The sequence below is a fragment of the Amycolatopsis sp. 505 genome (assembly GCF_031625235.1).
In the GTDB taxonomy this organism is placed as follows: Bacteria; Actinomycetota; Actinomycetes; order Mycobacteriales; family Pseudonocardiaceae; genus Amycolatopsis.
Genome location: NZ_JACKQP010000003.1, coordinates 573619 through 594709, shown reverse-complemented (window position 1 = coordinate 594709; position 21091 = coordinate 573619). Strand labels below are relative to the sequence as shown.

Annotated in this window: 21 protein-coding genes; 13 read left to right on the top strand and 8 right to left on the bottom strand. The window is 72.2% G+C overall.

The features are described from left to right. Nucleotide 1: 1 nt before the first annotated feature. The 3 genes from H5965_RS14285 to H5965_RS14275 form a co-directional block, all read right to left on the bottom strand. Nucleotides 2-427 (bottom strand): STAS domain-containing protein, encoded by a 426-nt coding sequence (locus H5965_RS14285; RefSeq protein WP_310970170.1) that lies wholly within the window; start codon nt 425-427, stop codon nt 2-4. Between the two features lie 720 nt (nt 428-1147). Then, nucleotides 1148-5029 (bottom strand): glycoside hydrolase family 2 TIM barrel-domain containing protein, encoded by a 3882-nt coding sequence (locus tag H5965_RS14280; RefSeq protein ID WP_310970169.1) that lies wholly within the window; start codon nt 5027-5029, stop codon nt 1148-1150. Between the two features lie 204 nt (nt 5030-5233). Continuing rightward, nucleotides 5234-5605: a hypothetical protein gene (locus H5965_RS14275; protein ID WP_310970168.1), complete on the bottom strand. Its 372-nt coding sequence runs from the start codon at nt 5603-5605 to the stop codon at nt 5234-5236. A 198-nt stretch (nt 5606-5803) separates the two neighbouring features. Here H5965_RS14275 and H5965_RS14270 point away from each other — a divergent pair, with 198 nt between their 5' ends. The 4 genes from H5965_RS14270 to H5965_RS14255 all read left to right on the top strand — a co-directional run bounded on the left by H5965_RS14270 (nt 5804) and on the right by H5965_RS14255 (nt 8729). Further along, complete coding sequence (locus H5965_RS14270; protein ID WP_310970167.1) at nt 5804-6028, top strand: sigma factor-like helix-turn-helix DNA-binding protein; 225 nt, start codon at nt 5804-5806, stop codon at nt 6026-6028. 205 nt (nt 6029-6233) lie between these two features. Then, on the top strand, nt 6234-6686 hold the full coding sequence (locus H5965_RS14265; RefSeq protein ID WP_310970165.1) for a nuclear transport factor 2 family protein: 453 nt from the start codon (nt 6234-6236) through the stop codon (nt 6684-6686). Between the two features lie 4 nt (nt 6687-6690). Continuing rightward, the gene (locus H5965_RS14260; RefSeq protein ID WP_310970163.1) at nt 6691-7305 is read left to right on the top strand and encodes a TetR/AcrR family transcriptional regulator; all 615 of its coding nucleotides are present in this window, start codon (nt 6691-6693) and stop codon (nt 7303-7305) included. A 242-nt stretch (nt 7306-7547) separates the two neighbouring features. Continuing rightward, entirely contained in the window at nt 7548-8729 is a 1182-nt protein-coding gene (locus H5965_RS14255; RefSeq protein WP_310970162.1) for a cytochrome P450, read from the top strand. An 18-nt stretch (nt 8730-8747) separates the two neighbouring features. Here the strand turns inward: H5965_RS14255 and H5965_RS14250 are convergent, their stop codons facing one another. After that, nucleotides 8748-11456, bottom strand: a complete 2709-nt coding sequence (locus tag H5965_RS14250; RefSeq protein WP_310970161.1) for an AAA family ATPase — start codon at nt 11454-11456, stop codon at nt 8748-8750. A 137-nt stretch (nt 11457-11593) separates the two neighbouring features. Here H5965_RS14250 and H5965_RS14245 point away from each other — a divergent pair, with 137 nt between their 5' ends. Next, on the top strand, nt 11594-12166 hold the full coding sequence (locus H5965_RS14245; protein ID WP_310970160.1) for a VOC family protein: 573 nt from the start codon (nt 11594-11596) through the stop codon (nt 12164-12166). A 49-nt stretch (nt 12167-12215) separates the two neighbouring features. On the opposite strand, the gene H5965_RS14240 is transcribed toward H5965_RS14245, so the two are convergent. After that, on the bottom strand, nt 12216-12686 hold the full coding sequence (locus H5965_RS14240; RefSeq protein WP_310970159.1) for a cupin domain-containing protein: 471 nt from the start codon (nt 12684-12686) through the stop codon (nt 12216-12218). Nucleotides 12687-12700: 14 nt separating this feature from the next. Further along, nucleotides 12701-13006 carry a muconolactone Delta-isomerase family protein gene (locus tag H5965_RS14235; RefSeq protein ID WP_310970158.1) on the bottom strand — a complete coding sequence of 102 codons (306 nt, stop codon included), beginning with the start codon at nt 13004-13006 and terminating at the stop codon, nt 12701-12703. A 101-nt stretch (nt 13007-13107) separates the two neighbouring features. Here H5965_RS14235 and H5965_RS14230 point away from each other — a divergent pair, with 101 nt between their 5' ends. Further along, complete coding sequence (locus H5965_RS14230) at nt 13108-13722, top strand: TetR family transcriptional regulator (protein WP_310970156.1); 615 nt, start codon at nt 13108-13110, stop codon at nt 13720-13722. A 26-nt stretch (nt 13723-13748) separates the two neighbouring features. On the opposite strand, the gene H5965_RS14225 is transcribed toward H5965_RS14230, so the two are convergent. Next, nucleotides 13749-14132 carry a helix-turn-helix domain-containing protein gene (locus tag H5965_RS14225; RefSeq protein ID WP_310970155.1) on the bottom strand — a complete coding sequence of 128 codons (384 nt, stop codon included), beginning with the start codon at nt 14130-14132 and terminating at the stop codon, nt 13749-13751. Between the two features lie 99 nt (nt 14133-14231). Between H5965_RS14225 and H5965_RS14220 the strand changes: the two genes are divergently transcribed. The 4 genes from H5965_RS14220 (at nt 14232) to H5965_RS14205 (ending at nt 16754) form a co-directional block, all read left to right on the top strand. Beyond that, nucleotides 14232-15065: an alpha/beta fold hydrolase gene (locus H5965_RS14220; RefSeq protein WP_396136902.1), complete on the top strand. Its 834-nt coding sequence runs from the start codon at nt 14232-14234 to the stop codon at nt 15063-15065. 39 nt (nt 15066-15104) lie between these two features. Beyond that, the gene (locus H5965_RS14215; RefSeq protein WP_310970153.1) at nt 15105-15605 is read left to right on the top strand and encodes a helix-turn-helix domain-containing protein; all 501 of its coding nucleotides are present in this window, start codon (nt 15105-15107) and stop codon (nt 15603-15605) included. 2 nt (nt 15606-15607) lie between these two features. Beyond that, on the top strand, nt 15608-16141 hold the full coding sequence (locus tag H5965_RS14210) for a pyridoxamine 5'-phosphate oxidase family protein (RefSeq protein ID WP_310970151.1): 534 nt from the start codon (nt 15608-15610) through the stop codon (nt 16139-16141). 268 nt (nt 16142-16409) lie between these two features. Continuing rightward, the gene (locus H5965_RS14205) at nt 16410-16754 is read left to right on the top strand and encodes a hypothetical protein (RefSeq protein ID WP_310970150.1); all 345 of its coding nucleotides are present in this window, start codon (nt 16410-16412) and stop codon (nt 16752-16754) included. A 20-nt stretch (nt 16755-16774) separates the two neighbouring features. On the opposite strand, the gene H5965_RS14200 is transcribed toward H5965_RS14205, so the two are convergent. After that, nucleotides 16775-17677: a LysR family transcriptional regulator gene (locus H5965_RS14200; RefSeq protein ID WP_310970149.1), complete on the bottom strand. Its 903-nt coding sequence runs from the start codon at nt 17675-17677 to the stop codon at nt 16775-16777. A gap of 101 nt (nt 17678-17778) precedes the next feature. On the opposite strand from H5965_RS14200, the gene H5965_RS14195 reads away from it, so the two are divergent. The 3 genes from H5965_RS14195 to H5965_RS14185 are packed head-to-tail and all read left to right on the top strand — an operon-like array spanning nt 17779 to nt 21088. After that, nucleotides 17779-18888, top strand: coding sequence for an FAD-dependent oxidoreductase (locus H5965_RS14195; protein WP_310970148.1), 1110 nt, complete (start codon nt 17779-17781; stop codon nt 18886-18888). Then, nucleotides 18885-20615: a CocE/NonD family hydrolase gene (locus tag H5965_RS14190; protein WP_310970146.1), complete on the top strand. Its 1731-nt coding sequence runs from the start codon at nt 18885-18887 to the stop codon at nt 20613-20615. The genes H5965_RS14195 and H5965_RS14190 overlap by 4 nt, the downstream gene beginning before the upstream one ends. Then, nucleotides 20612-21088: a nuclear transport factor 2 family protein gene (locus tag H5965_RS14185; protein WP_310970145.1), complete on the top strand. Its 477-nt coding sequence runs from the start codon at nt 20612-20614 to the stop codon at nt 21086-21088. Before H5965_RS14190 ends, H5965_RS14185 begins: the two co-directional genes overlap by 4 nt. Nucleotides 21089-21091 lie beyond the last annotated feature (3 nt).

Below are 21091 nucleotides of genomic sequence, written 5' to 3'. Positions count from 1 at the left end.
GTCACCCACCGGCCGGCGCCGTGACGGCCCGGCCGACGCCGGCGTGGATGTCGAACCGGCCGACGAGCCCGAGCGCGGTGAGCGGGCGCAGGACGGCCCGCGACGGGTGGGCCAGCCGCAAGGGGATCCCTGCGTCCTGGAGCGTGCACCGCGCGTGCTCCAGGACGCCGACACCACCCGCGCTGAAGAACCCGACCCGGCCGAAGTCGAGGACCACGAGCCGGTTGCCCGTGCCCAGCAGGCCCGCGAAGGCGGAACGCAGGTCGGCGAGGCCGCAGACGTCCACTTCACCGCCCACTTCCAGCACGGTGACGTCCCGGCGGACCTGGTAGACGCACACCCACAGTTCCCGGGGAATGCGTATCGGGAGGTAGGCCTCCCGGCGCGTTCGGACGGACGGGGTGGCGTGGTTTCGCGGCTGGGCCATATCGCGATTCCCTCCTGCTCGGCGAAGCGGCCGTTCGTGTGGGGCGAATTCGCATTTTGCCGAGCCTGGCGGCATCACTCCTGGTCCTGACGGTGTGAACATCGGGGTGCCGATCGGTCCCACGGAGTCGATCGGCCGAAATCGCCCGCGGCGGCCGGGTTCCGGCAAAGTCGGGCCACGCGCGCGGGGGCGGGCCCGCGGTGTCGCGAATGACTCATTCGGGGCATCCCAGGTCCCGAATGAGTCATTCGCGACCTTCGACGAGCGTCGGCACCCACACCGGCAGAACTTTGCCGGTCCCCCGCCCCCGGCGGGCAGCTCACTCCAGACGGTCCGGACCGGACTCTCGGAAGTCCCCCGGCGGCAAGACGAGCACAGCGAAGCCGTTCAGCGACTCGTGGAGGTCGGCGGCGGCGCCGGCTGCCGCGGAGACGACCCGGAGGTACCTGCTTCCTCTTCTTCGGTATCCGACCGGGACGAACGACGGCGGACACGGGACCGCTGTGCTTCCCCGCCCGTCGGCCGGTCACGTCAGCGCCGGTTCAGCCGCTTCAGCATGCCGGACCACCGGGGAACCGAACCTGACGAGTACCTTGCGATTCCGGCAGACCGGCCGGCAGCTCCGGAGCCGGTGGCAACCGGTGGCCGCGAGTGCCGGGCGCGGCTACCTCGCCGGCTCGGCTGCGGCCGATGTCGCCGGCCAGGACCGTCGAGTGCTTCTCACGGCGAGGCCGTCGGCCGCCGGGACAGGTCCAGGGCCTGGTCGCGGCGCGGGAGCGGGCGCAGGCGGTAGGTGTAGTGGTAGTCCCGGTCGGCGAACAGCTTGTACTCGTCGTGCGTCTGCGCGCCCCAGCTGTCGTCGCCGCCGACGCCCATCTGGTGGTGGTTCAGCCGGAGCACCACGTCCGGGCGCGGGGTGAGCTGGTAGTCGTGGAGTGCGCCGCTCGAGAGGTCCTCCGGGGTGAAGCGGGACGCGTTGACCTCCAGGAGCGGCTCGCCGCTCGCCAGCAGCCCGACGCCGCGCCGGTTGGTCAGCGCGATCCAGCGGACGTCGGTCTTGTTGCCGTTCTCCTGGGGGCGGATGTAGCCGGTCCACTGCTCGGCCACCGTCGAGGAGTACACGCCCACGTCGGAACCCGTGTTGCGGTCCCAGTGGTTCTCCTCGGGCCCGCGGCCGTAGTAGTCCAGCGTGTCGAATTCGCCGGGCACGAACAGGATCGAGCCGATTTCGGGGATGTACGGCAGGTTCGGTGAGCCGGGGTGCACGTCGTGCGCCACGAGGATCTCGCCGTGGCCGAACACCGTGTATGTCGTGGTGTAGGTCGAGGCGACCGAGGTCGGCAGGGTGCCGGTGACCGTGACGACCACCGCCCGGCCCGGCTGGACCGAGACGTCCGTGACGTGCCGCTCGGCGCCCGCGTAGCGCCAGGTGGCGACGCGGCTCGGGTGGCCGTTGCCGATGTCGTTGTCGGTCGGCGCGCGCCAGAAGTTCGGAACCGGCCCGGACGTGACGAGCCGGACGCCGTGCGCTTCGTAGGCCGTGATGAGCCCGGTGTCCTTGGCGATCGACACGCTGAACCCGGCGCCGGTGATCTCGACGCTCCGGTCGCTCTCGCGCACGGTGGCCGCGGGCACCTGCGCGAGCGGCACCAGCGGGACGGCGGGGCTGCCGAAATCGACCGGCAGCTGCTGCTTCGCCACTTCGAACCCGCGTTCGGCCCAGGTCGTGGGTGCCTTGGTGGTGAAGGAAAGCCGGAGGAAATACTCGCCGGACGGCCGGCCGGGCCGGCGCAGCGGCAAGGTGATCGTCCGGCTCGATCGCGGCGGGACGTCGAGCTGGGCGGGCGTGAGCCGGCCGCGCTGGACGACCTTGCCGTCGTTCACCAGTTCCCAGGCCCCGTCGTGGGCGTTGACGTTGGTGAACAGGTTCTCGTTGGTGATCGTCACGCGGCCGGCGGGCAGGTCGGCGCCCGCGGAGACGTTGATCGCCTGGTAGACGTGCTTGACCTCGACGGCCTTGCCGCTGATCCGGCGGTCGGCGGTGACGATGCCGTTGGCGCAGAAGTTGCCGTCGTTGGGGTTGTCGCCCCAGTCGCCGCCGTAGGACAGGTAGGTCCGTTCGGCCGGCTGCTTCTCGGCGTAGCCGGCGGTGGCCGCGTCGAACCAGAACCGGACGGCCGGGTCCTGCGGGGACCGGTCGGCGGCGAGCTCGGCCGCGGTCAGCGCCCGCGTGTAGACCCGCGCGATCCGGATCCGCCCGCTGAACACCCGCTCGGGGTTCTCGTAGTCGGTGCCCAGCGCGAGCTGGGCGGCGGTGCTGTCCGGAACGCGATCGGTGCCGGCCTGGGCCACGGCTTTGCCGTCCACGTAGAGGGTGAGCGTTTTCGCGTCGTGGTCGAGGACGCCGGCGACGTGGTGCTCCTGGCCGACCCAGTCCGCGGGAAGCGGTGCGGTGGCCGAAATCCAGCCGCCGGAGTACACGAAGAACTCGAGATTGGTCTCGCTCTGCTTGAGCGAGTACTGGTGATCGCCCTTGGCGACGATCGGCTGGTGACCGCCCACCGCACCGGCCGTGACCCACGCTTCGAGGGTCACCGAACCGGTCAGGTCCAGGCTCCGCGCGGGCGGGAAGACCGCGGCTCCCGCCAGGCCCTGCCCGGCGTCGAACGTCGCGGCGGGTGCCAGTTCCGCGGTGAGAGCGGCGGGGCCGGTCTCGGTGACCAGCTTGCGCTTCGGTGTCGGCCAGTACAGCCCCTGGTCCACGAAGTCCCAGATGAACCCGCCCTGCAGCACCGGGTGCGCGCGGATGACGTCCCAGAACTCCTTGAAGTTCCCGGTCGAGTTCCCCATCGAGTGCGCGTACTCGATCATGACGTACGGCCGGGTGTCGGCCGTGTCGCGCGCCCGCTGCTCGAGCGCGGCCGGGGTCGGGTACATCTGCGAGCGGATGTCGCTGGTCCCCGGCCGGTCGTCGCCCTCGTACTGGATCACCCGCGTCGTGTCGTAGGAGTGGATCCAGTCGTACATCGCGGTGAAGTTGCTGCCCGAACCGGCTTCGTTGCCGAGCGACCAGATCACGACGCTCGGGTGGTTCTTGTCGCGGTGCACCATCGCCTGGGCCCGGGCCAGCACCGCGCCGGTCCACTCCGGCTTCGAGGCGGGGTACTGGTCGCGGACGCCGTGCGTCTCCAGGTTCGCCTCGTCCACGAGGTACAGGCCGTACTCGTCGGCCAGCTCGTACCAGGCGGGATCGTTGGGGTAGTGGGACGTGCGGACGGCGTTGATGTTCAGCCGCTTGATCAGCCGGATGTCCTCGACGAGATCGGCGCGGGTGAGGGCGCCGCCGCGGGCCGGGTGCTCCTCGTGCCGGTTGGTGCCGCGCAGGCTGACCGGCTGCCCGTTGATCCGCATCAGCCCGCCGGTGAGCGCGAACTCGCGGAACCCGACGCGCGCGGACAGCGTCTCGATGGCCTGTCCCGAGGGATCGCGCAAGACGAGCACCGCGGTGTAGAGGTTCGGCTGCTCCGCCGACCAGAGCTTCGGTGCGCGGACACCTTGGGCCGTCTGCACGGTCACGTCCTGCCCGGCCGGCGCCGAGCCGAGCCCGACCTGCTGCCGCAACGGCTGCGCCCACACCGGTCGCCGGTATTCGTCGTACAGCTGGGTTTCCACGGTGTAGGTGCGGTTGTCCGCGCCCCCGTAATTGCGGACGCTCGCGGTGACCGCGAGGTCGGCGTTCGTGTAGCCGTCACGCAGCTTCGGGTCGAGCCGGAAGTCGCGCAGGTGCACCGTCGGCGTGGAGAACAGGTACACGGAACGGAAGATGCCGGACAGGCGGATCATGTCCTGGTCTTCCAGCCAGTCGCCGTCCGGGAAGCGGTAGACCTCCACGGCGAGCTGGTTGGTCCCCGGCCGCAGGTGGTCGGTGATGTCGAACTCCCCCGGCGTGCGCGAATCCTCGCGGTAGCCCAGCAGGGTGCCGTTGACCCACACGTAGAACGCCGACTTCACCCCCGCGAAGTGCAGGAACGTCCGCCGGCCCGACCACCCGGCCGGGACCTGGAAGGTCCGCCGGTACTGGCCGACCGGGTTGAACTTCGTCGGCGCGAACGGCGGCTGCGCGTTTTCGTTCTGCCCGTTGGCGCCCCACCAGGGGTAGGTGATGTTGACGTAGATCGGGAAGTCGTAGCCGTGCAGCTGCCAGTTCGACGGGACCGGGATGGTCGCCCAGGAGCTGTCGTCGACGTTTTCGCGGTAGAACTCCGGATCCCGGGCGTCCGGCCGGTCGGCGTGCCGGAACTTCCAGTCGCCGTCCAGGCTCTGGCGGAACGGCGAGCGGGTGCGGTCGCCGGCCAGCGCCTGTCCCAGGTCGGCGTACGGCATGAGCGTGGCGTGCGGCGGTTCGCTGCCGATGTCGAAGACGCCGATGTTGTTGTTCCACTCGGGGAACCCGTTGGGCGGCGCGGCCGGTCGCCGGGTGGCGGCCGCGGCCGGGCAAGCCAGCGACGAAAGCGTCGCCGGTAACGCCAGCGTGCTCAGCAACGCAGCCCCACCGCTCAGGAAAGTGCGACGGCTGAGCGCGCGACGGTACTCGTGCGACATCGTGAACCACCCCGTTCCTCGACGCGCAGAACGTTACCTTCCCACCCCGCGAAGTCAACGTTCTTCCGCATAGTCAAACGGACAGGATGTTGAGTCCTGTTCGACAATGGGTTGTTCACGGGAATGGCGGAGTGACCGCAGGCCGGCGGCTCAGTCCGTGAGCAGGTCCGGAAAACCGAACAGGGCCACGTTCGCCGCGTGCGCCTACGGGAACCTGACCGGCCGTCCGGCGGAGTGTGTCGCCATCGCCGGGCCGGGTCGACGAATCTGCTCACCGGGCTCTACGACGTGGCCGTCTCGGCCACCACCGTCCACCGCGGAAGCGACCACGCCGAGCCGGCCGCGCTCGCCGTCAAGCACGCGATCGACCGCCGCGGCGTGGCGCACCTGGTGCTGCCCGATGAAGTCCAGCTGATGAACGAGGCCGATCTCCTGATCGTCGTCGGCGCGTCCTTTTCGAACCACACCGGGATCGCCGCGAACCAGCCGATCCTGCGGATCGACGACGAACCCGCGGCGATCGGCCGGTTCGACGCGGTGACGGTGTCCCTCCCTGCTCGGCGACGCCCGGCTCACGGTGGCCGCGCTGACCGCCGCGCTCGGCGGGACCAAGGCCGAGGACCAGCGGCCCGACGTCGGCAACCACGCCTACTCACTGGGCCGCTACCCGGAGTCGACGGGCCGGCCGGTGCTGATGTCGGGCTACCTCGGATTCGGCTACCCCGCCGGTCTCCGCGTCACCTCCCGCGACCACCTGTATCAGAAAGGAAGACCATGCCCCAGCTCACGACCGGCGTCGTCCTCGAGCGTCCCATGTGGACGCTCCTGCACGATTTCTCCGCCATCGGGTCCCCGCCCGCCAGCGCGGTGCTGAGCCTGCGCGACGTCGGGGACCACACCGCCGAGGAGGTCTGTGCAGTGCTGCAGATCTCCGCGGCCAACCAGCGTGTGCTGCTGCACCGGGCCCGCGCCGTCGTCCGGGAACGGCTGGCGGACTAACTGCAGAGCGGAGCCAGGACGTGAACTGTGACGAATTCATCGAACTCGTCACCGCGTTCCGCGACCGGCACAGCGCCCGCTGATCTCGGCACGGGCAGCCGACCGCTGTCGACAAAGCCCGAGAAGCCCGCTCGTTGCTGTTTACGACGACCTGTCGTAATCTTTGCGACAGGTCGTCGTAAAGCGGCCGGGAAGGAGCTTCTCCATGGACACCCTCGCCGATCGCGCCGAGCTCGTCGAACTGCTCGGCCGGTACGCCGACATCGCGGACCGGAAGGAGTACACCGAGCTGCCCGGCCTGGTCTTCACCGACCCGGTGACCCTCGACTTCGAGGCGGTCGCCGGGATTCCGCCCATGACGACGCCGCTGCGCGAATACGTCGAAATCCTTCGCGGCTCCTTCGCGGCCTTCACCGCGACCCACCACGTCATCAGCGGGCACGTCGTCGAGATCGACGGCGACACCGCGAAGATCCACGCGCACGTCCGCGCCGAACACTGGGCCGACGATGGACCCGACCGCTGGCTGGTGGCCGGTTTCTACGACAACGAGGCGGTCCGCACCGCGGCCGGCTGGCGCCTCAGCCGCGTCAAACTGACTGCGACGCACCAGGAAAACGCCCACCTGTCGGGTCTCGCCGGTCCCGCGGGAGGATGACCGGATGCCGCGGATCCGGGGAGCCAGCATCGACGAGCACCACGAGCTGGTGTGGGCCGACCTGGCCGAAGCGCTTCGGCAGCTGCTGCTCGACCACGACTTCGACGCGATCTCCATGGGCCACATCGCGGCCCGCGCCGGGCTCGCGCGCAACACCTTGTACAACTACGCCCGCGACAAGAACGCGCTCGTCCTGGCGTTGACCCGGAGGGCATGCCGGCCGCTGATCGACCGGGTGACCGCGATCGCCGGGTCGGCCGGCCCGGCCGCCGAACGGATGCGGGACATCGTCGAAGCGGTCCTGAAGGCGTGCACGGACCCGGCCCTGCACCTGATGTTCCGGCCCGGTTCCGGGCTGCCGGTCGCCGAGGTGCCGGAAGGGCCGGAGAGCCCGTTCCACGCCATCGTGGCCGACGTCGAGAACGTCGTCCGCGACGGCATCGCCCGCGGAGAATTCCGCGACGTCGGCGACGTGCCGCTCGCGATCGAGCTGCTGTCCGGCGCCATGCGCGCGGGCGCCGAACGCATCAGCCGCGACCCGGCCACCTACGCGCCGACGGTCGCGGCGGCGCAGGACACCATCCTCGCGTCCCTGACCCGGCGCCCGGATCGCCCCTGAGCCCCCCGACGCCGATCCTGATCCCGGGCGCCACGCAGACCGCGTTCGCCGGGCCCCTGGCGCACGCCGTCCTGCGGTCGACGCTGCGTGGGGCGGATCTGCCCGGGATCACCGCCGCCGCGCATCGGTACCTGCAGCTCCACCTGGCCCGCATCGCCGACCACCTGGAGCCGGCCGGCGGGTGAGCGGACTTGCGCCGATCAGCGGTTCTCACGCCCGGGTTCGCCCGATACACCCGAACGGTGAGCGGTGAGACGCGTCCCGAGCCCGTTCCCTACCCGTTCGGGGCGGCGGCGGGGCTGGACATCGACCCGGCCTTCGCGGAGGCCCGCGAAACACCCGGGCTGATCCGGGTCCAGCTGCCCTACGGTGAGCCCGCGTGGCTGGCCGTCCGTTACGACGACGTCCGGCTCGTCGTGGGCGACCGGCGGTTCAGCCGCGCCATGGCCGTCGCGGCCGACGTGCCGCGGATGGGGCCGGTCAAGCTGGACGCCGGGATCATCGTGCGGGATCCCCCGGAGCACACCCGGCTGCGCAGGCTGGTGGCCAAGGCGTTCACCGTGCACCGGGTGGCGCAGCTGCGGCCGCGGATCCGGGAGCTGGCCGAAGAGCTCGTGGCCGCGATGACGGCCAGGGGGATGCCGGTCGACCTGGTGGAGCACTTCGCGTTGTCGCTGCCGGTGGCGGTGATCTGCGAGCTGCTCGGCGTCCCGGTGGCCGACCGGCCGAAGTTCCGCGCCTGGAGCGACGCCTTCCTGTCCACGAACACGGCCACGGCGGAACAGTTCGCCGAAAACCGGGACGGGTTCCGTGACTACCTGAGCGGGCTCGTCGCCGCCCGCCGCGCGGCCCCCGCCGACGACCTGATGACCGCGTTGATCGAGGCCCGGGACGAGCACGACCGGCTCTCCGAGCTCGAGCTGGTCGACATGTGCCTCGGGATCCTGGTCGCCGGGCACGAAACCACCGCGTCGCACATCCCCAACTTCCTCGTCGTGCTGCAGGCACACCCCGAGCGCCTGGCCGAGCTGCGCGCCGACCTCGACCTGATCCCGGCCGCCGTGGAGGAGCTGATGCGGTTCACCCCGCTGAGCTACGGGCCCGGCTTCCCGCGCTACGCCACGGAGGACGTCGAAGTGGGCGGTGTCCTGGTACGCGCGGGAGAACCCGTCGTCGTCGACTTCGCGGCGGCCGACCGGGATCCCCGGCAGTTCCCCGATCCCGACGAACTGCGCTTCGACCGGGCGGAGAACCAGCACCTCGGCTTCGGCCACGGCGTGCACCACTGCCTCGGCGCGCCGCTGGCCAGGGTCGAGCTCCAGGAAGGACTGCGAGCCCTGCCCGGCCTGCACATCGCCGGGGACGTCGAGTGGAAGGTCGAGATGCCGGTCCGCGGCGCCCAGCGGATGCCCATCGGGTGGTGAGCTGCCGGCCCCGGCGGCTCACCGAGCGTCGCGCAGCTGACGCCGTGAGCTGATGCCGAGCTTGCCGAAGACGTTGCGCAGGTGCCATTCCACGGTGCGCGGGCTGAGGAAGAGCCTCGTGCCGATTTCGGGGTTGGACAGGCCTTCGCGGACCAGGCGCGCGATCTGGAGCTCCTGGGCGGTCAGCTCCCCGGTGGTCCCCGTCGTGCGCTTGCACGCGGTCTCACCGGTGGCCAGCAGCTCGCGGCGCGCACGGTCCGCGAAGGCTTCGAGGCCCATCGCGGACGTCATGGCGTGGGCCGTGCGCAGGTGCTCCCGGGCGTCGGCACGCCGTCCCTCGCGCCGGAGCCATTCGCCGAACAGCAGGTGGCCGCGGGCCAGCTCGACCCGCAGCGGCGTCCCGGTGAGCAGCGCGATCGACGCGGCGTAGCACTCGTCCGGGGTTTCCCCGGCCAACGCCCGCAGCCGGGCTTCGAGCGCCCGGGCCCACGTCGTCGGCGTGGCCCGGGCCCGTTCGGACATCCGGTCCAGCGCGGCGGCGACGAGGACGTCGTCGCCGGTCCGGGACGCGGCTTCCGCCAGCTCGGCCGTCGCCAGGGCCTGATGGCCGACGGTGTCGTCCTCGAACACCCGTAGCGCCGCGTCGCGGGCGCGGTCGTGGCGGCCGAGGCCGTTGCCGAGCACGGCGTTCGCGTAGCCGGCGAACCGCACGACCCGGCCCTGGCCCCGCTCGGCCGCCTCCTCCGCCGCCGCCGCGATCTCCGCGGTGTCCCGCCCGCGCAGAGCGGCGAGCAGGATCGCGCTGTACCCGACCGGGCGGCCCCCGGTGACCTCGGCGAGCAGGCGGTCCTCGTCGACGAGCGCCTGTGCCGCGTCCAGGTCGCCGGCGACGAGGTCGTGGTTGGCCAGGAAGTTGAGGGCGAACTGCAGCTGGACGAGCGCACCGGTGTCGCGCGCCAGCCGGACCTGACGCTCGGCGAGCGCGCGCCCGGCCGCGTAGTCCAGCATTTCGGTCGCCAGGGTGCCACCGGCCCGGTTGCCCAGCAGCCACAGCACGCGTCCGGTGTTCTCGCTGCCGGTGTCCAGTGCCCGGACGGCGTCGATCGCCTTGGTCATCAGCGGGGCCGCGGCCGCGTAGCCGTCGGTGAGGCGGGTGGCGAGCGCGTCCAGCACGAGGTCGGCAGCGGTCGGCGGGCGCTGGGCGGCGGGCGCCGTACGCGCCTGCTTCGCGGCTTCGTCCCCGGATCCCGCCCAGACCGCGGCACCGAGTGCCTCCAGGTAGGTCTCGCGCGCCTGGTCGCCGTCGAGGCGTCCGGCCGCACGCAGGAGCAGCTCCGCCGCGGCACCGCCGCGCCGCTGGTCGAACGCGATCTGCCCGCGCAGCCGTTCGGCTTCGGCGTCGCGCTCCGGATCCGGCGGCCCGGCATCGGCCGCGTTCAGCAGGCCCAGTGCCGCGTCCAGTGCGCCGGCGCCGCGTTTGGCCCGGGCCGCGGCGAGCTCGCGCCGGGCCCGCAGCGCCGGATCGGGCGTGAGCGTGGCCGCCTGCTCCAGCAACGCCGCGGCGGCGACGAGGCCCCCTCGGGCCTGGGCGCGGCCGGCGGAGTGCGCCAGTTCGGCCGCGACCTCTTCGTCGGGGGTGATGGTGGCCTGCGCGCGGTGCCAGGCGCGCCGGTCCGGGTCGACGCGGGCGTCGGTCACCTCGGCCAGGGCCCGGTGCACCTCCCGCCGTTCGCGGGGCTCGGCGGACCGGTAGACGGCCGAGCGCACCAGCGGGTGCCGGAAGCGGATCCGCGGCCCGAACTCGATCAGCCCGGTCGCTTCGGCGGCCGCGGCGGGGTCGGCAGCCAATCCGAGCTCGCCGGCCGCACGCCAGAGCAGGGTCGCGTCCCCCAGCGGCTCCGCCGCCGCGACCAGCAACAGCTTCCGGGTGTCGGACGGCAGCGGGTCGAGCTGCTGCAGGAAGCAGCGCTCGAGGCGGTCGGCGAGCGCGTTGCCGTCGGGGCGGAGGAGGCCGTCGGTCTGCTCGGCGGCGGTCCAGAACCGGGGCAGCTCGACCAGGGCCAGGGGGTTGCCGTGGGTTTCCGCGACGATCCGGTCCCGCACGCGAGCGTCCAGCGGGCCCGGAAAAACCGAATCCAGCAGGGTGCCGGCCGCCGCTTCGCCGAGGCCGCGGACGGTCAGCTCCGGCAGCCCGGCAAGGCCGGGTTCCCCCGCGGGCTCACGGACGGCGGCGACCAGGGCGATCGGCTCGGCCAAGAGCCGCCGCGCGACGAACGCGAGGGTCTGCGCGGACACCTGGTCGAGCCACTGCGCGTCGTCGACGAGGCACAGCAGGGGCCGCTCCTCGGCGACCGCCCCGAGCAGGGTCAGCACCGCCAGGCCGACCAGGAACCGGTCCGGCGGGGCACCCGCGGTCAAGCCGAACGCCGTGCCGAGCGCGGCCCGCTGCGGCGCCGGCAGGTGCTCGAGCCGGTCGAGGAAGGGCGCGCAGAGCTGCTGCAGCCCGGCGTAGGGCAGCTCCCGCTCGGACTCGGCACCGGCCGTCCGCGCGACCCGGCAGCCGCTCGCCTGCGCTGCGACGTGGTCCAGGAGCGCGGTCTTGCCGATGCCCGCCTCGCCGCGCAGCACCAGGACCCGGCTGTGTCCCGCCCGCGCGGCGGCGAGCACGCCGTCCAGCGCGGCGAGTTCCTCGCCGCGGCCCAGCAGCTCCGGCTCCCGACCAGACACCCCCGGAACCCTAGCGCCATCCCCGGGGCACCGGCCCGGGGAACACCAGGGTGTCTCCCGGGGGCGACCACACCCCCGGGAGACGACTGTGGTGGTGCGCGGCGAACCCCGCCGCCACCCGAAGAAGGAGTCCGATCATGGACATGAAGCTCGAAGTCGTCGTCCTGCCCGTCGCCGACGTCGACCGCACCAAGCACTTCTACAAGACACTCGGCTGGCGCGAAGACGCCGACATCGCGTTCGGTACCTCGCGCGTCGTGCAGCTGACCCCGCCGGGATCGCCGGCGTCGGTCCACTTCGGCACCGGCATCACCGACGCCGCCCCCGGGTCGGTGCGCGGCACCTACCTCGTCGTCGAGGACATCGAGGCCGCCCGCAAGGAGCTCGCGGCGCTCGGCGTCGACGTCAGCGAGGTCTTCCACCGCGACGACACCGGCGCCTTCGCCCCCGGCGCGCACCCCGCCCGCGGCACCTACTCGTCGTTCGCCTCGTTCAGCGACCCGGACGGCAACACCTGGCTGCTGCAGGAGATCACCACCCGGTTCCCCGGCCGCGTCTCCGGCGTGACCTACGGCTCGGCGCAGCAGCTGGAGCAGGCCCTGCGCGAGGCCGCGGCCGCGCACGGCGAGCACGAGAAGGAAACCGGCCGGTACGACGAGGAATGGCCGGTCTGGTACGCCCGGTACATGGCCGGCCACCAGGGCGTCTGAACCGATCCGGGTGACCACACCGCGGCCGGCGACGCTCGACACGGCGACCTCAACGGGGCCACTTCCCGGCCCAGGCCGTGTCGGCGCTCGCCGACCAGTAGTTGTCCATCAACCGCGCCGCCGAGCGCGGATCGGAGCCGAGGTCGGGCGGTGGCAGTTCACGCCGCTCCGCGGGAATGCCCAGCCCCATGATGACCTGCTCGAATCCGCCCGGCGTGTAGCCGTTGAACACGTGCGCGGCGCTCCGGGTGGTGAAACTGTGCACCGTCCCACGCGGGATCCACACCGAATCACCCGCCGTCGCGCGCATCGGCGGCTCGTCCCCGACCCGGAACTCGATGGAGCCTTCCAGCACGGTGAACCACTCGTCGATCGGGTGCACGTGCGGCGGCGGCCCACCGTCCGCCGGCATCCACTGCTCCATCACCGAGAACGCTCCCCCGGTCTGCTCCGAGTCCGCCAGCACGACCCAGAGGACACCGAAGGCCCAGTACGCCGGCGCGGTGTCCCTCCCGGTCATGAACGGCACGCTCTTCACGATCGCGTCCCTTCCGCCGCGTCCTCGGGTGCGAGCGGATAGACGTCGGCATCGAAGAACCGGGCGAACGGCAACGTCGCCAGGATCTCCGCCACCTGCCCCTGATCGGCGGCGGCGACCTCGACGAACGTCGTCCGCCGCGCCGGGGAAACGTGGTGGGCACCGATCTTTCCCTGTGAGCGCAACACTTCCAGCTGCCGGTGCTCGTCCTCTCTCCGCGCGGCGAATTCCGCGGGGTCGGTGTCGTCCCGGAGGGTTCCGACGACCATGAACGTCTGTCCCGTAGCGGGGTTCGCAGGCATGGTTCTCCTTTCGAGGGCAGCTCGTGCGCCCTGATGTCTCGACGTGACATCACCGTAGCACTGATGTCGCGGCGCGTCATCACCTCGGCTATCCTGGCGCCATGCCCCGGTGGGAAGAAGGCAGCGAAGAACGGATGAAACAGGCCGCCATGGAGCTGTTCGAGGAACAAGGCTTCGAGGCCACCACCGCGGTCCAGATCGCCGAACGCGCCCGCGTCACCACCCGGACGTTCTTCCGCTACTTCCCCGACAAGGAAGAAATCCTCTTCGCCGACGCGGAGCCGCTCAACGCGGCACTCGTCCGGCAACTCCGGCAGACGCCCGACCTCGAACAGCCACTTCTGGCCGTGGTCCGGACCTTGGCCGGGTTCGACTGGGAGAAACTCGGCTCACGGGACGTCCTGCAGCGGCGAAGCGGGATGATCGCGGCCAACCCGCGGTTGCTGGAACGCGATCTGATCAAGCAACACCAGATGGCCGAAGGGTTCCGCCAGGCCCTCCACGAGCGCGGCGTCGATCCCGACACCGCAGAGCTGGCGGCCGGCGCGGGAAGCCAGATCTTCCGCACAGCCTACCGCAAGTGGCTGGAAAGCACCGACGACACCGACCTGAAGGCGATCACCGACACCGTGACGTCTCTGCTCACCGGCATCGTGCCCGCGCCCCGGCCGCCACGAGGACGCCGCCGCGCGCCGGCCACTCTGCCGGCGAAGTAGGCCGAGGGCCACCGGAAAAGCAGGCTCTAGCCCGGTCCGGCCGCGGCGTTGGCCCGGTCGATCGCGGGCATGTGCTCCTCCGCCCAGGTGCGCAGGGCCGCCAGTGGCACTTCGAGGGAGTGGCCCAGTTCGGTGAGGCGGTAGTGCACCTTCGGCGGAACCGTCGGCTCGACGCGGCGCTCCACCAGGCCGTCGCGGGTGAGGCTCTGCAACGTCACCGACAGCATCTTCTGCGAGACGCCGGGCATTCGCCGGTGCAGCTCGGCGAACCGCACCTCGTCCGGGCCGGCCTCGGCCAGCACCTTGACCGCCATCGACGTCCACTTCGTGCCGATGCGGTCGAGCAGCCGGCGGGTGGGGCAGGCGGGGTCGAAGAGGTCGCCGCGCGCGCCCTTCGGCGAGGGGGTCACCTGGAGCTCACCACCTGTCGGGAAAGTGCCGTCTTGGCCAGGCCGGGCCGATTACCTAGCCTCACCTGGTAACCAATGGTAACCGACAAGGAGGCAAGGGTGCACGAGCAGCGGGTCAGGGCGAACGGCATCGACATCACCGTGGCCGTCACCGGGCACGGACCGGCTTTCCTGCTGCTGCACGGCTTCCCGCACACCTGGCGGCTGTGGACCGCGGTCATCCCGCACCTGGCCCGCCACCACCGGGTCATCGCCCCGGACCTGCGCGGGCTCGGGGCCACCACCCGCACCGAAGACGGCTACGACGCCGGCACCCTCGCCGCCGACGCCGAAGCGCTCCTCGACGCGTTGGGCGAACCGGACGCGACCGTCGTGGGTATCGACGCGGGTGCCCCGCCGGCGTTCCTGCTCGCCATGCGGCGCCCCGAGCGGGTCCGCCGGCTCGTCCTCATGGAGTCGCTGCTCGGGCGCCTGCCCGGCGCCGAGGACTTCCTCGCCGGCGGGCCGCCGTGGTGGTTCGGCTTCCACGCCGTCCCCGGCCTCGCCGAAACCGTCCTCGCCGGACGCGAAGCCGACTACATCGGCTGGTTCCTCGACGCCGGCACCCGGGGCCGCGGCGTGCCACCCGCGATCCGGGACCACTTCACCGCGGCGTACACCGGACGCGACGCCCTGCGCAGCGCCTTCTGCCACTACCGGGCCATGCCCGAAAGCGCGGCACAGATCGCGCACGCCACCGCAGCCGCCCGGCTCACCGTGCCCACCGTGGCGATCGGCGCCCACCCGGTCGGCGACACCCTCGCCCGCCAGCTGCGCCCGGTGACCGACGACCTCACGGAGCACCTCATCGAAGACTGCGGCCACATCATCCCGCTGGACCGCCCCGGCGCCCTGGTGGAGCGGCTGTGTTTCGGCACCGGCCGGCCCGGGTAATACTGCTCTCGTAACGCAACCAGTTTCGAGGTGAGAGCGGTGAAGGCAGCCCGGTCGCGGTGTCCGATCAACCTGTCGCTGGAGATCTTCGGCGACCGGTGGACGCTGCTGGTCCTGCGTGACGTCGTTTTCGGCGGGGCGCGGCACTTCCGCGAGCTGCTCGGCGGCGAGGAACGGATCTCGTCGAACGTGCTGGCCGACCGGCTGGCCGTGCTCGTCGAGCACGGGCTGCTCACCCGGGCCGGGGACGCGTCGCACAAGCAGAAGGTCACCTACAGCCTGACCGAACGCGCGATCGACCTCGTCCCGGTGCTCGTGCAGCTCAGCGCCTGGGGGGTGCGGCACCTGCCCGTGGCCGACGCCTACGCGGCCCGCGCGGGAGTGCTCATCGCCGGCGGTCCCCCGCTGTGGGAAGCCTTCATGGACGAACTGCGCGAGATCCACCTCGGCACCCGCCGCGGTGAGGCGCCGGACGGCCCGAGCGTCGCCGAGCGCCTCGACGCCGCCTACGCGGCTTCCGCGGCCGACCGAACGGAGTGACGATGGAAACCCGGCTCGACGAACGGTTCAGCGATCCCGGCACCGAGGCCACCGGCTGGGCCGAAACCACGCGGGCGCTGGAAGACGCCCAGATCAGCTGGCTCACGACCGTCCGCGCCGACGGCCGGCCGCACGTGACACCGCTGGTCGCGGTGTGGCTGGACGGTGCGGTCCACTTCAGCACCGGCGCCACCGAACAGAAGTACCGCAACCTCACGGCGAACCCGAACGTCGTGCTGACCACCGGCCGCAACGCCTGGGACGACGCTCTCGACGTGGTCGTCGAAGGCGTGGCCCGCCGCGTCACCGACCGCCCGGCACTCGACCGGCTCGCCGCGGCGTGGCGGCGGAAGTGGGACGGCAGCTGGGTTTACGAGGCGACCGACACCGGATTCCGGCAGGGCGGCCACGACGACGTCGCGGTCTTCGCCGTCGAACCGGCGAAGGTCCTGGTCTTCGGCCGGCGGCGGACGAACCCCTCGGAGACGTCGATGCTGTCCACTGTGGAGTTCACGCACACCAGCCACCGGCTCTGACGGGTCGAGGGGCCGGCGACGAGCTGTGCGGGACCGGCGCGAACTGGCCGGCTCCGCGTTTCCGGCGGCCGCACGTCGTCGTCCCAAGTGGACGGAGGATCGTCCCGCAGGGCCTGGATCCGGGGCTTCGCCTCGGTGCGGTTCAGCAGGCCCATGGCCACCTCCGCCGCGCGGTCGTCCTTGAGCTTCGGCAACGCGCTGATCAGTTCCAGCCGGGCAGCGCCCGCTCGCCTCCTCGCGGTACTGCGGCACGGCCGGGTCGGATCGAATGGCCAAGCCGTTCCTGGTGCTGACTGCGGCCACCGGTCTGCTCATCGCCACCCTGCCGACGGCCGGCTCGGCGGCCGCCGGGACCGCACCGGCCGAGCAGGGCTTCGAACTGATCACCGGTGACGGCCACCTGCTGCTGGCCGACTGCCCGTCGACACCCGGCAACGACGGGTTCATCCGGGTGCGCCGCAACCTCGAGCCGATCGCCTGCTTCAAGGTCCCGGCCGGCCAGTCCGACCGGCTGACGATGGAGAGCACCGTGATCGACATCTCGAAGAACAAGTGGACGCCCATCCCCGGGGACAAGGGCAGCACCCTGGTCACCCTCGTCGCCGCTCCCTGAGCCCCACCGGCCCGGAGGAATCAGCCCGCGGCGGCGGCCATGATCCGGCGGACTCGCTCGCGCAGCAGCGCGTGCGTCCGGTCGTGGTGGTTGCGGGGGTGCCAGGCCATGCCGAGCACCACTTCCGGCACGGCCACCGGGATCGGGAACGTCCGCAGTCCCAGCGTTTCCAGCATCGGGCGGCCCAGCTTGGCCGGGGTCACGCAGACGACGTCGGTGCCGCGCGCCACTTGGAGCGCGCCGGCGAAGCTCGGCAGGACGGCGATCACCCGGCGGCTCAGCCCCAGCTCGGCCAGCCGCTCGTCGATCGGGCCGTGCGCGCGGCCCCGGCGCGAGACGACGATGTGGTCGGCCGCGGCGAACCTCTTCGCGGTGACCGTCTTGACCTTCGCCAGCGGGTGATCCGGGCGGATCGCGCCGACGAGCGTTTCGGTGACGAGGGTTTCCGAGTGGATTTCCGGGTCGCCCGGGCCCAGCGTCCCGATCTCCAGGTCCACGAGTCCTTCGCGCAGCGCCGGGGTGTCCTGGAGGGTTTCCGGCCGTAGCCGCAGGGAGATCCCCGGCGCCTGGGCCCGCAGGTCGTCGATGAGGGACGGGATGACCGTCGTGGACAGCATGTCGGTGACCTGCAGGTCGAACCGGCGCACCGCGGTCCGCGGGTCGGCGGCGGTCGACGGGCCGAACAGCGCGCGGGCCCGGGCGGCGACCGCGTGCACCTCCCCGCGCAGTTCGAGGGCCCGCGGGGTCGGGACGAGATCGCGGCCGGCCCGGACGAGCAGCGGGTCGTCGAACGCGCGCCGCAGCCGGGCGAGCGTGCGGCTCATCGCCGGGGCCGACGTGTGCAGGCGCTCCGCCGCCTTCGTGACGCTGCTTTCGGTGAGCAGCGCGTCCAGCGCCTCGATGAGGTTGAGGTCGTAGTCCACCGGCCGATTATCACAGGTGGAATGAGTCCGTACCAACGTTGCACTGGAGTCAACCGGCGGACGTCCTTAACGTCGAGTTCGGAAGACGAAGGAGGACAGTGATGCGGGCTGTGGTGATCGGCGGCGGGATCGTGGGACTGACGAGCGGTCTCGCCCTGCGCCGCAAGGGAATCGACGTGGTGGTCTACGAGCGCGCGCCGGAGGTCCGCGCGGCCGGGGCGGGGCTGGGCCTGTGGGCCAACGCGCTGGCGGTGTTCGACGAACTCGGCGTCGGCGACCAGGTGCGAGCCATCGGCAAACCCGGGGAGATGTACTTCCACGACCCGGCCGGGCGGCTGCTCGAGACGCCCGAGTTCGGCGTCGAGGACCACCGGTTCCTGCTGGTGCACCGGGCGAAGCTCACCGACCTGCTCGCCGACGCCGTCGGCCGGGACGGCATCCGCCTCGCCACCGGGTTCGCCGCGTACGACGAGCACGCCGGCCACGTCACCGTCCGGCTGAGCGACGGCAGCGAAGACACCGCCGACGTGCTCGTCGGGGCGGACGGCGCGTACTCGGCGGTGCGCGCGCAGCTGGTGCCGGGGACGCCGGCGGAGGAACACCCGGGGCACCACGCGTGGCGCGCGGTGCTCCCGGATCCGGGTCTCGCCCTGACCGGGAACCGGGTGATCCTCGGCGGCGAACGCTGCCGCGGCGGGTGGGTGCGCACCCACGAAGGCGGCGTCTACTGGCTGGTGAACCAGTTCGACACGCCGGAACCGACCGGCACCCGCAAGGAGCAGGCGCTGGCCCGGGCCGCGCACCTGGACGACGGCGAGCACGGCGGAGTGCTCGCCGAGCTCATCCACGCCACTCCCGAGGAATCGATCCTGCACAACCGGATCATGATCGTGCCGCCGTTGCCGCACTGGGCGTCCGGGCGTGTCGTGCTCGCCGGGGACGCGGCGCACGCGATGTCGCCACACATCACCGCCGGGGCGACGCTGGGCATCGAGGACGCCGCGCTGCTCGGCCGCCTGCTCACCCCGGGCGGCGACGTGCCCGCGGCGCTGGGTGCCTACGAAGCGGACCGGATCCCCCGGTACGCCCGCGCCGCGGAACTCTCGGCGGCCGTGGAGCACGCCCCCACGCCGCAGGGGTTCGCCCGGCACTACGCCGCGTTCAGCCACTGGATGCTCACCTCGTCCGCCGGGAACCCGGTGACGGCATGACCTTCACGGTGGAGGTGGACGTGCCGGTGCCGATGCGCGACGGCGTCGCGCTCGCCACCAACGTGTGGCTCCCGGACGGGCCCGGTCCGTTCCCGGCGTTGCTGGTCCGCACGCCCTACGGCAAGGACGACGCCGGGCTGTACGGCAATCCGAAACTCCCCGACGTGTTCGCCCTCGTCGAAGCCGGGTACGCCGTGGTGGCGCAGGACGTCCGGGGCACGTCCCGCTCCCCCGGGACGTTCGTGCCGCACACCCACGAAGGCCCGGACAGCGTCGACACGCTCGCCTGGCTGGCCGCGCAGCCGTGGTGCGACGGCGCGGTCGGCATGTGGGGCGGGTCGTACATGGGGTTCAGCCAGTGGCAGGCCGCCGCGCGGAACGTTCCGGCGCTGCGGGCGATCGCGCCGGTGATGACCTCCGCCGATCCGTACGCGGCGCCGTGGCGCTCCCCCGGCGGCGCGCTGTCCCAGGACGCGGTCCTGACCTGGGGCACCCTCTCGGCCCTGCGCAATCTGCGTCGTGGACTCGACGGTGACGCCGGAGCGCTGCTGTCCGGCCTGTCCGACCCGCGGTCGCTGCACGAGCCGTTGCCGATCGCCGATCGCGCCGCGGTGACCCGCTCCCTGCCCTGGCTCGGCGACGTGCTCGCCCACCCGGAGCGCGACGCCTTCTGGCGGGAGATCGCGGCGACCGACCAGTGCGAGCGGATCACCGTCCCGGCGCTCCACATCGGAGGGTGGTACGACGTCTTCGTCGGCGAAACCGTGCGGTCGTACCGGATGCTGCGCCGCCGCGCCGGCAGTGCCGCCGCCCGTGACGGCCAGCGGCTGATCATCGGCCCCTGGTCCCACCCCGACGGGACCGACCTGGGCACCTACCCCGACCGGTCGTTCGGGCTCGCCGGCAGCATCAAGACCGCCGGCGTCACCGAAGCGCACCTGCGGTTCTTCGACCGCTGGGTCCGTGACCGCGAGCTCCCCGAGGACACGCACCGGGTCCGGATCTTCGTCATGGGAACCGACGAGTGGCGCGACGAGCCGGACTGGCCGCTGCCGGACACCCGGTACACCGGCTTCTTCCTCGACGGCGGCGGCCGAGCCAACACCGCGGCCGGCGACGGCGTCCTGGCGTCCGACGCCCCGGCCGAGAACGCCACCGACACGTTTCGGTACGACCCGCGCGATCCGGTGCCCAGCCTGGGCGGCACCGTGCTCGCCGCCGCGCCGGGGACCTACCCCGGACCGGCCGATCAGGCCGCGGCCGAGGCGCGCGAGGACGTCCTGTGCTTCACCACCCCGGTGCTCGAACGTCCCATCGAGGTCATCGGGCACATCACCCTCGTGCTGCACATCCGATCGTCCACACCGGACACCGACTTCACCGGCAAGCTCGTCGACGTGCACCCCGACGGCCGGGCGATCCTGCTGTGCGAAGGCATCCAGCGCGTCCGCTACCGCGAGTCCCTCACCGAACCGGTGCTCCTCGCGCCGGGCACGGACGCCGAACTGACCCTCGACCTCGGCGTCACCGCGAACGTCTTCCGGCCGGGGCACCGCATCCGGATCGAGGTGGCCGGCAGCAACTTCCCCCGCTACGACCGCAACACCAACACCGGCGCGACGATCGCCACCGACGGCCCGGACGACGTGGTGGTCGCCGTCAACCACGTCCACCACGGCCCCGCGCACCCCAGCCGGCTGGTCCTGCCGGTGGTGGAACGCCCATGAGCGCACTGCAGGATCTGCTCGATCGCGCGGCCATCGCCGACGTCGTCGCCGGTCTCGCCCACGCCCAGGACGACCGCGACTGGGCCATCTTGCGGCGGCTGTTCGCCGACGAGGTGACGCTGGATCTGTCGACGCACTACCACGGCAGGCCGCCCACGACGGTGACTGCCGACGCCCTCGTCGAGCTGGCCCGCGCGACCCTGGAGGGTTTCGACAGCACCCACCACACCGCCACCGACCTCGTCGTGCAGTCGTCCGGGGACGACGCGACGTGCCGCGCGCACGTGGTCGCCTACCACCACGTCCCCGCCGAGCCCGGCGTCGTCGACCACTGCACCATGCGCGGCCGCTGGGAGCTGGAGCTGCGCAAGCTCGGCGGGCGGTGGCTCATCCACCACTGGACCGTCCTGCGCACCGCGCCCTGGGACGGCTCCCCCGACGTCTACGCCCTCGCCGCCGCCCGCCGCTCTTGACCC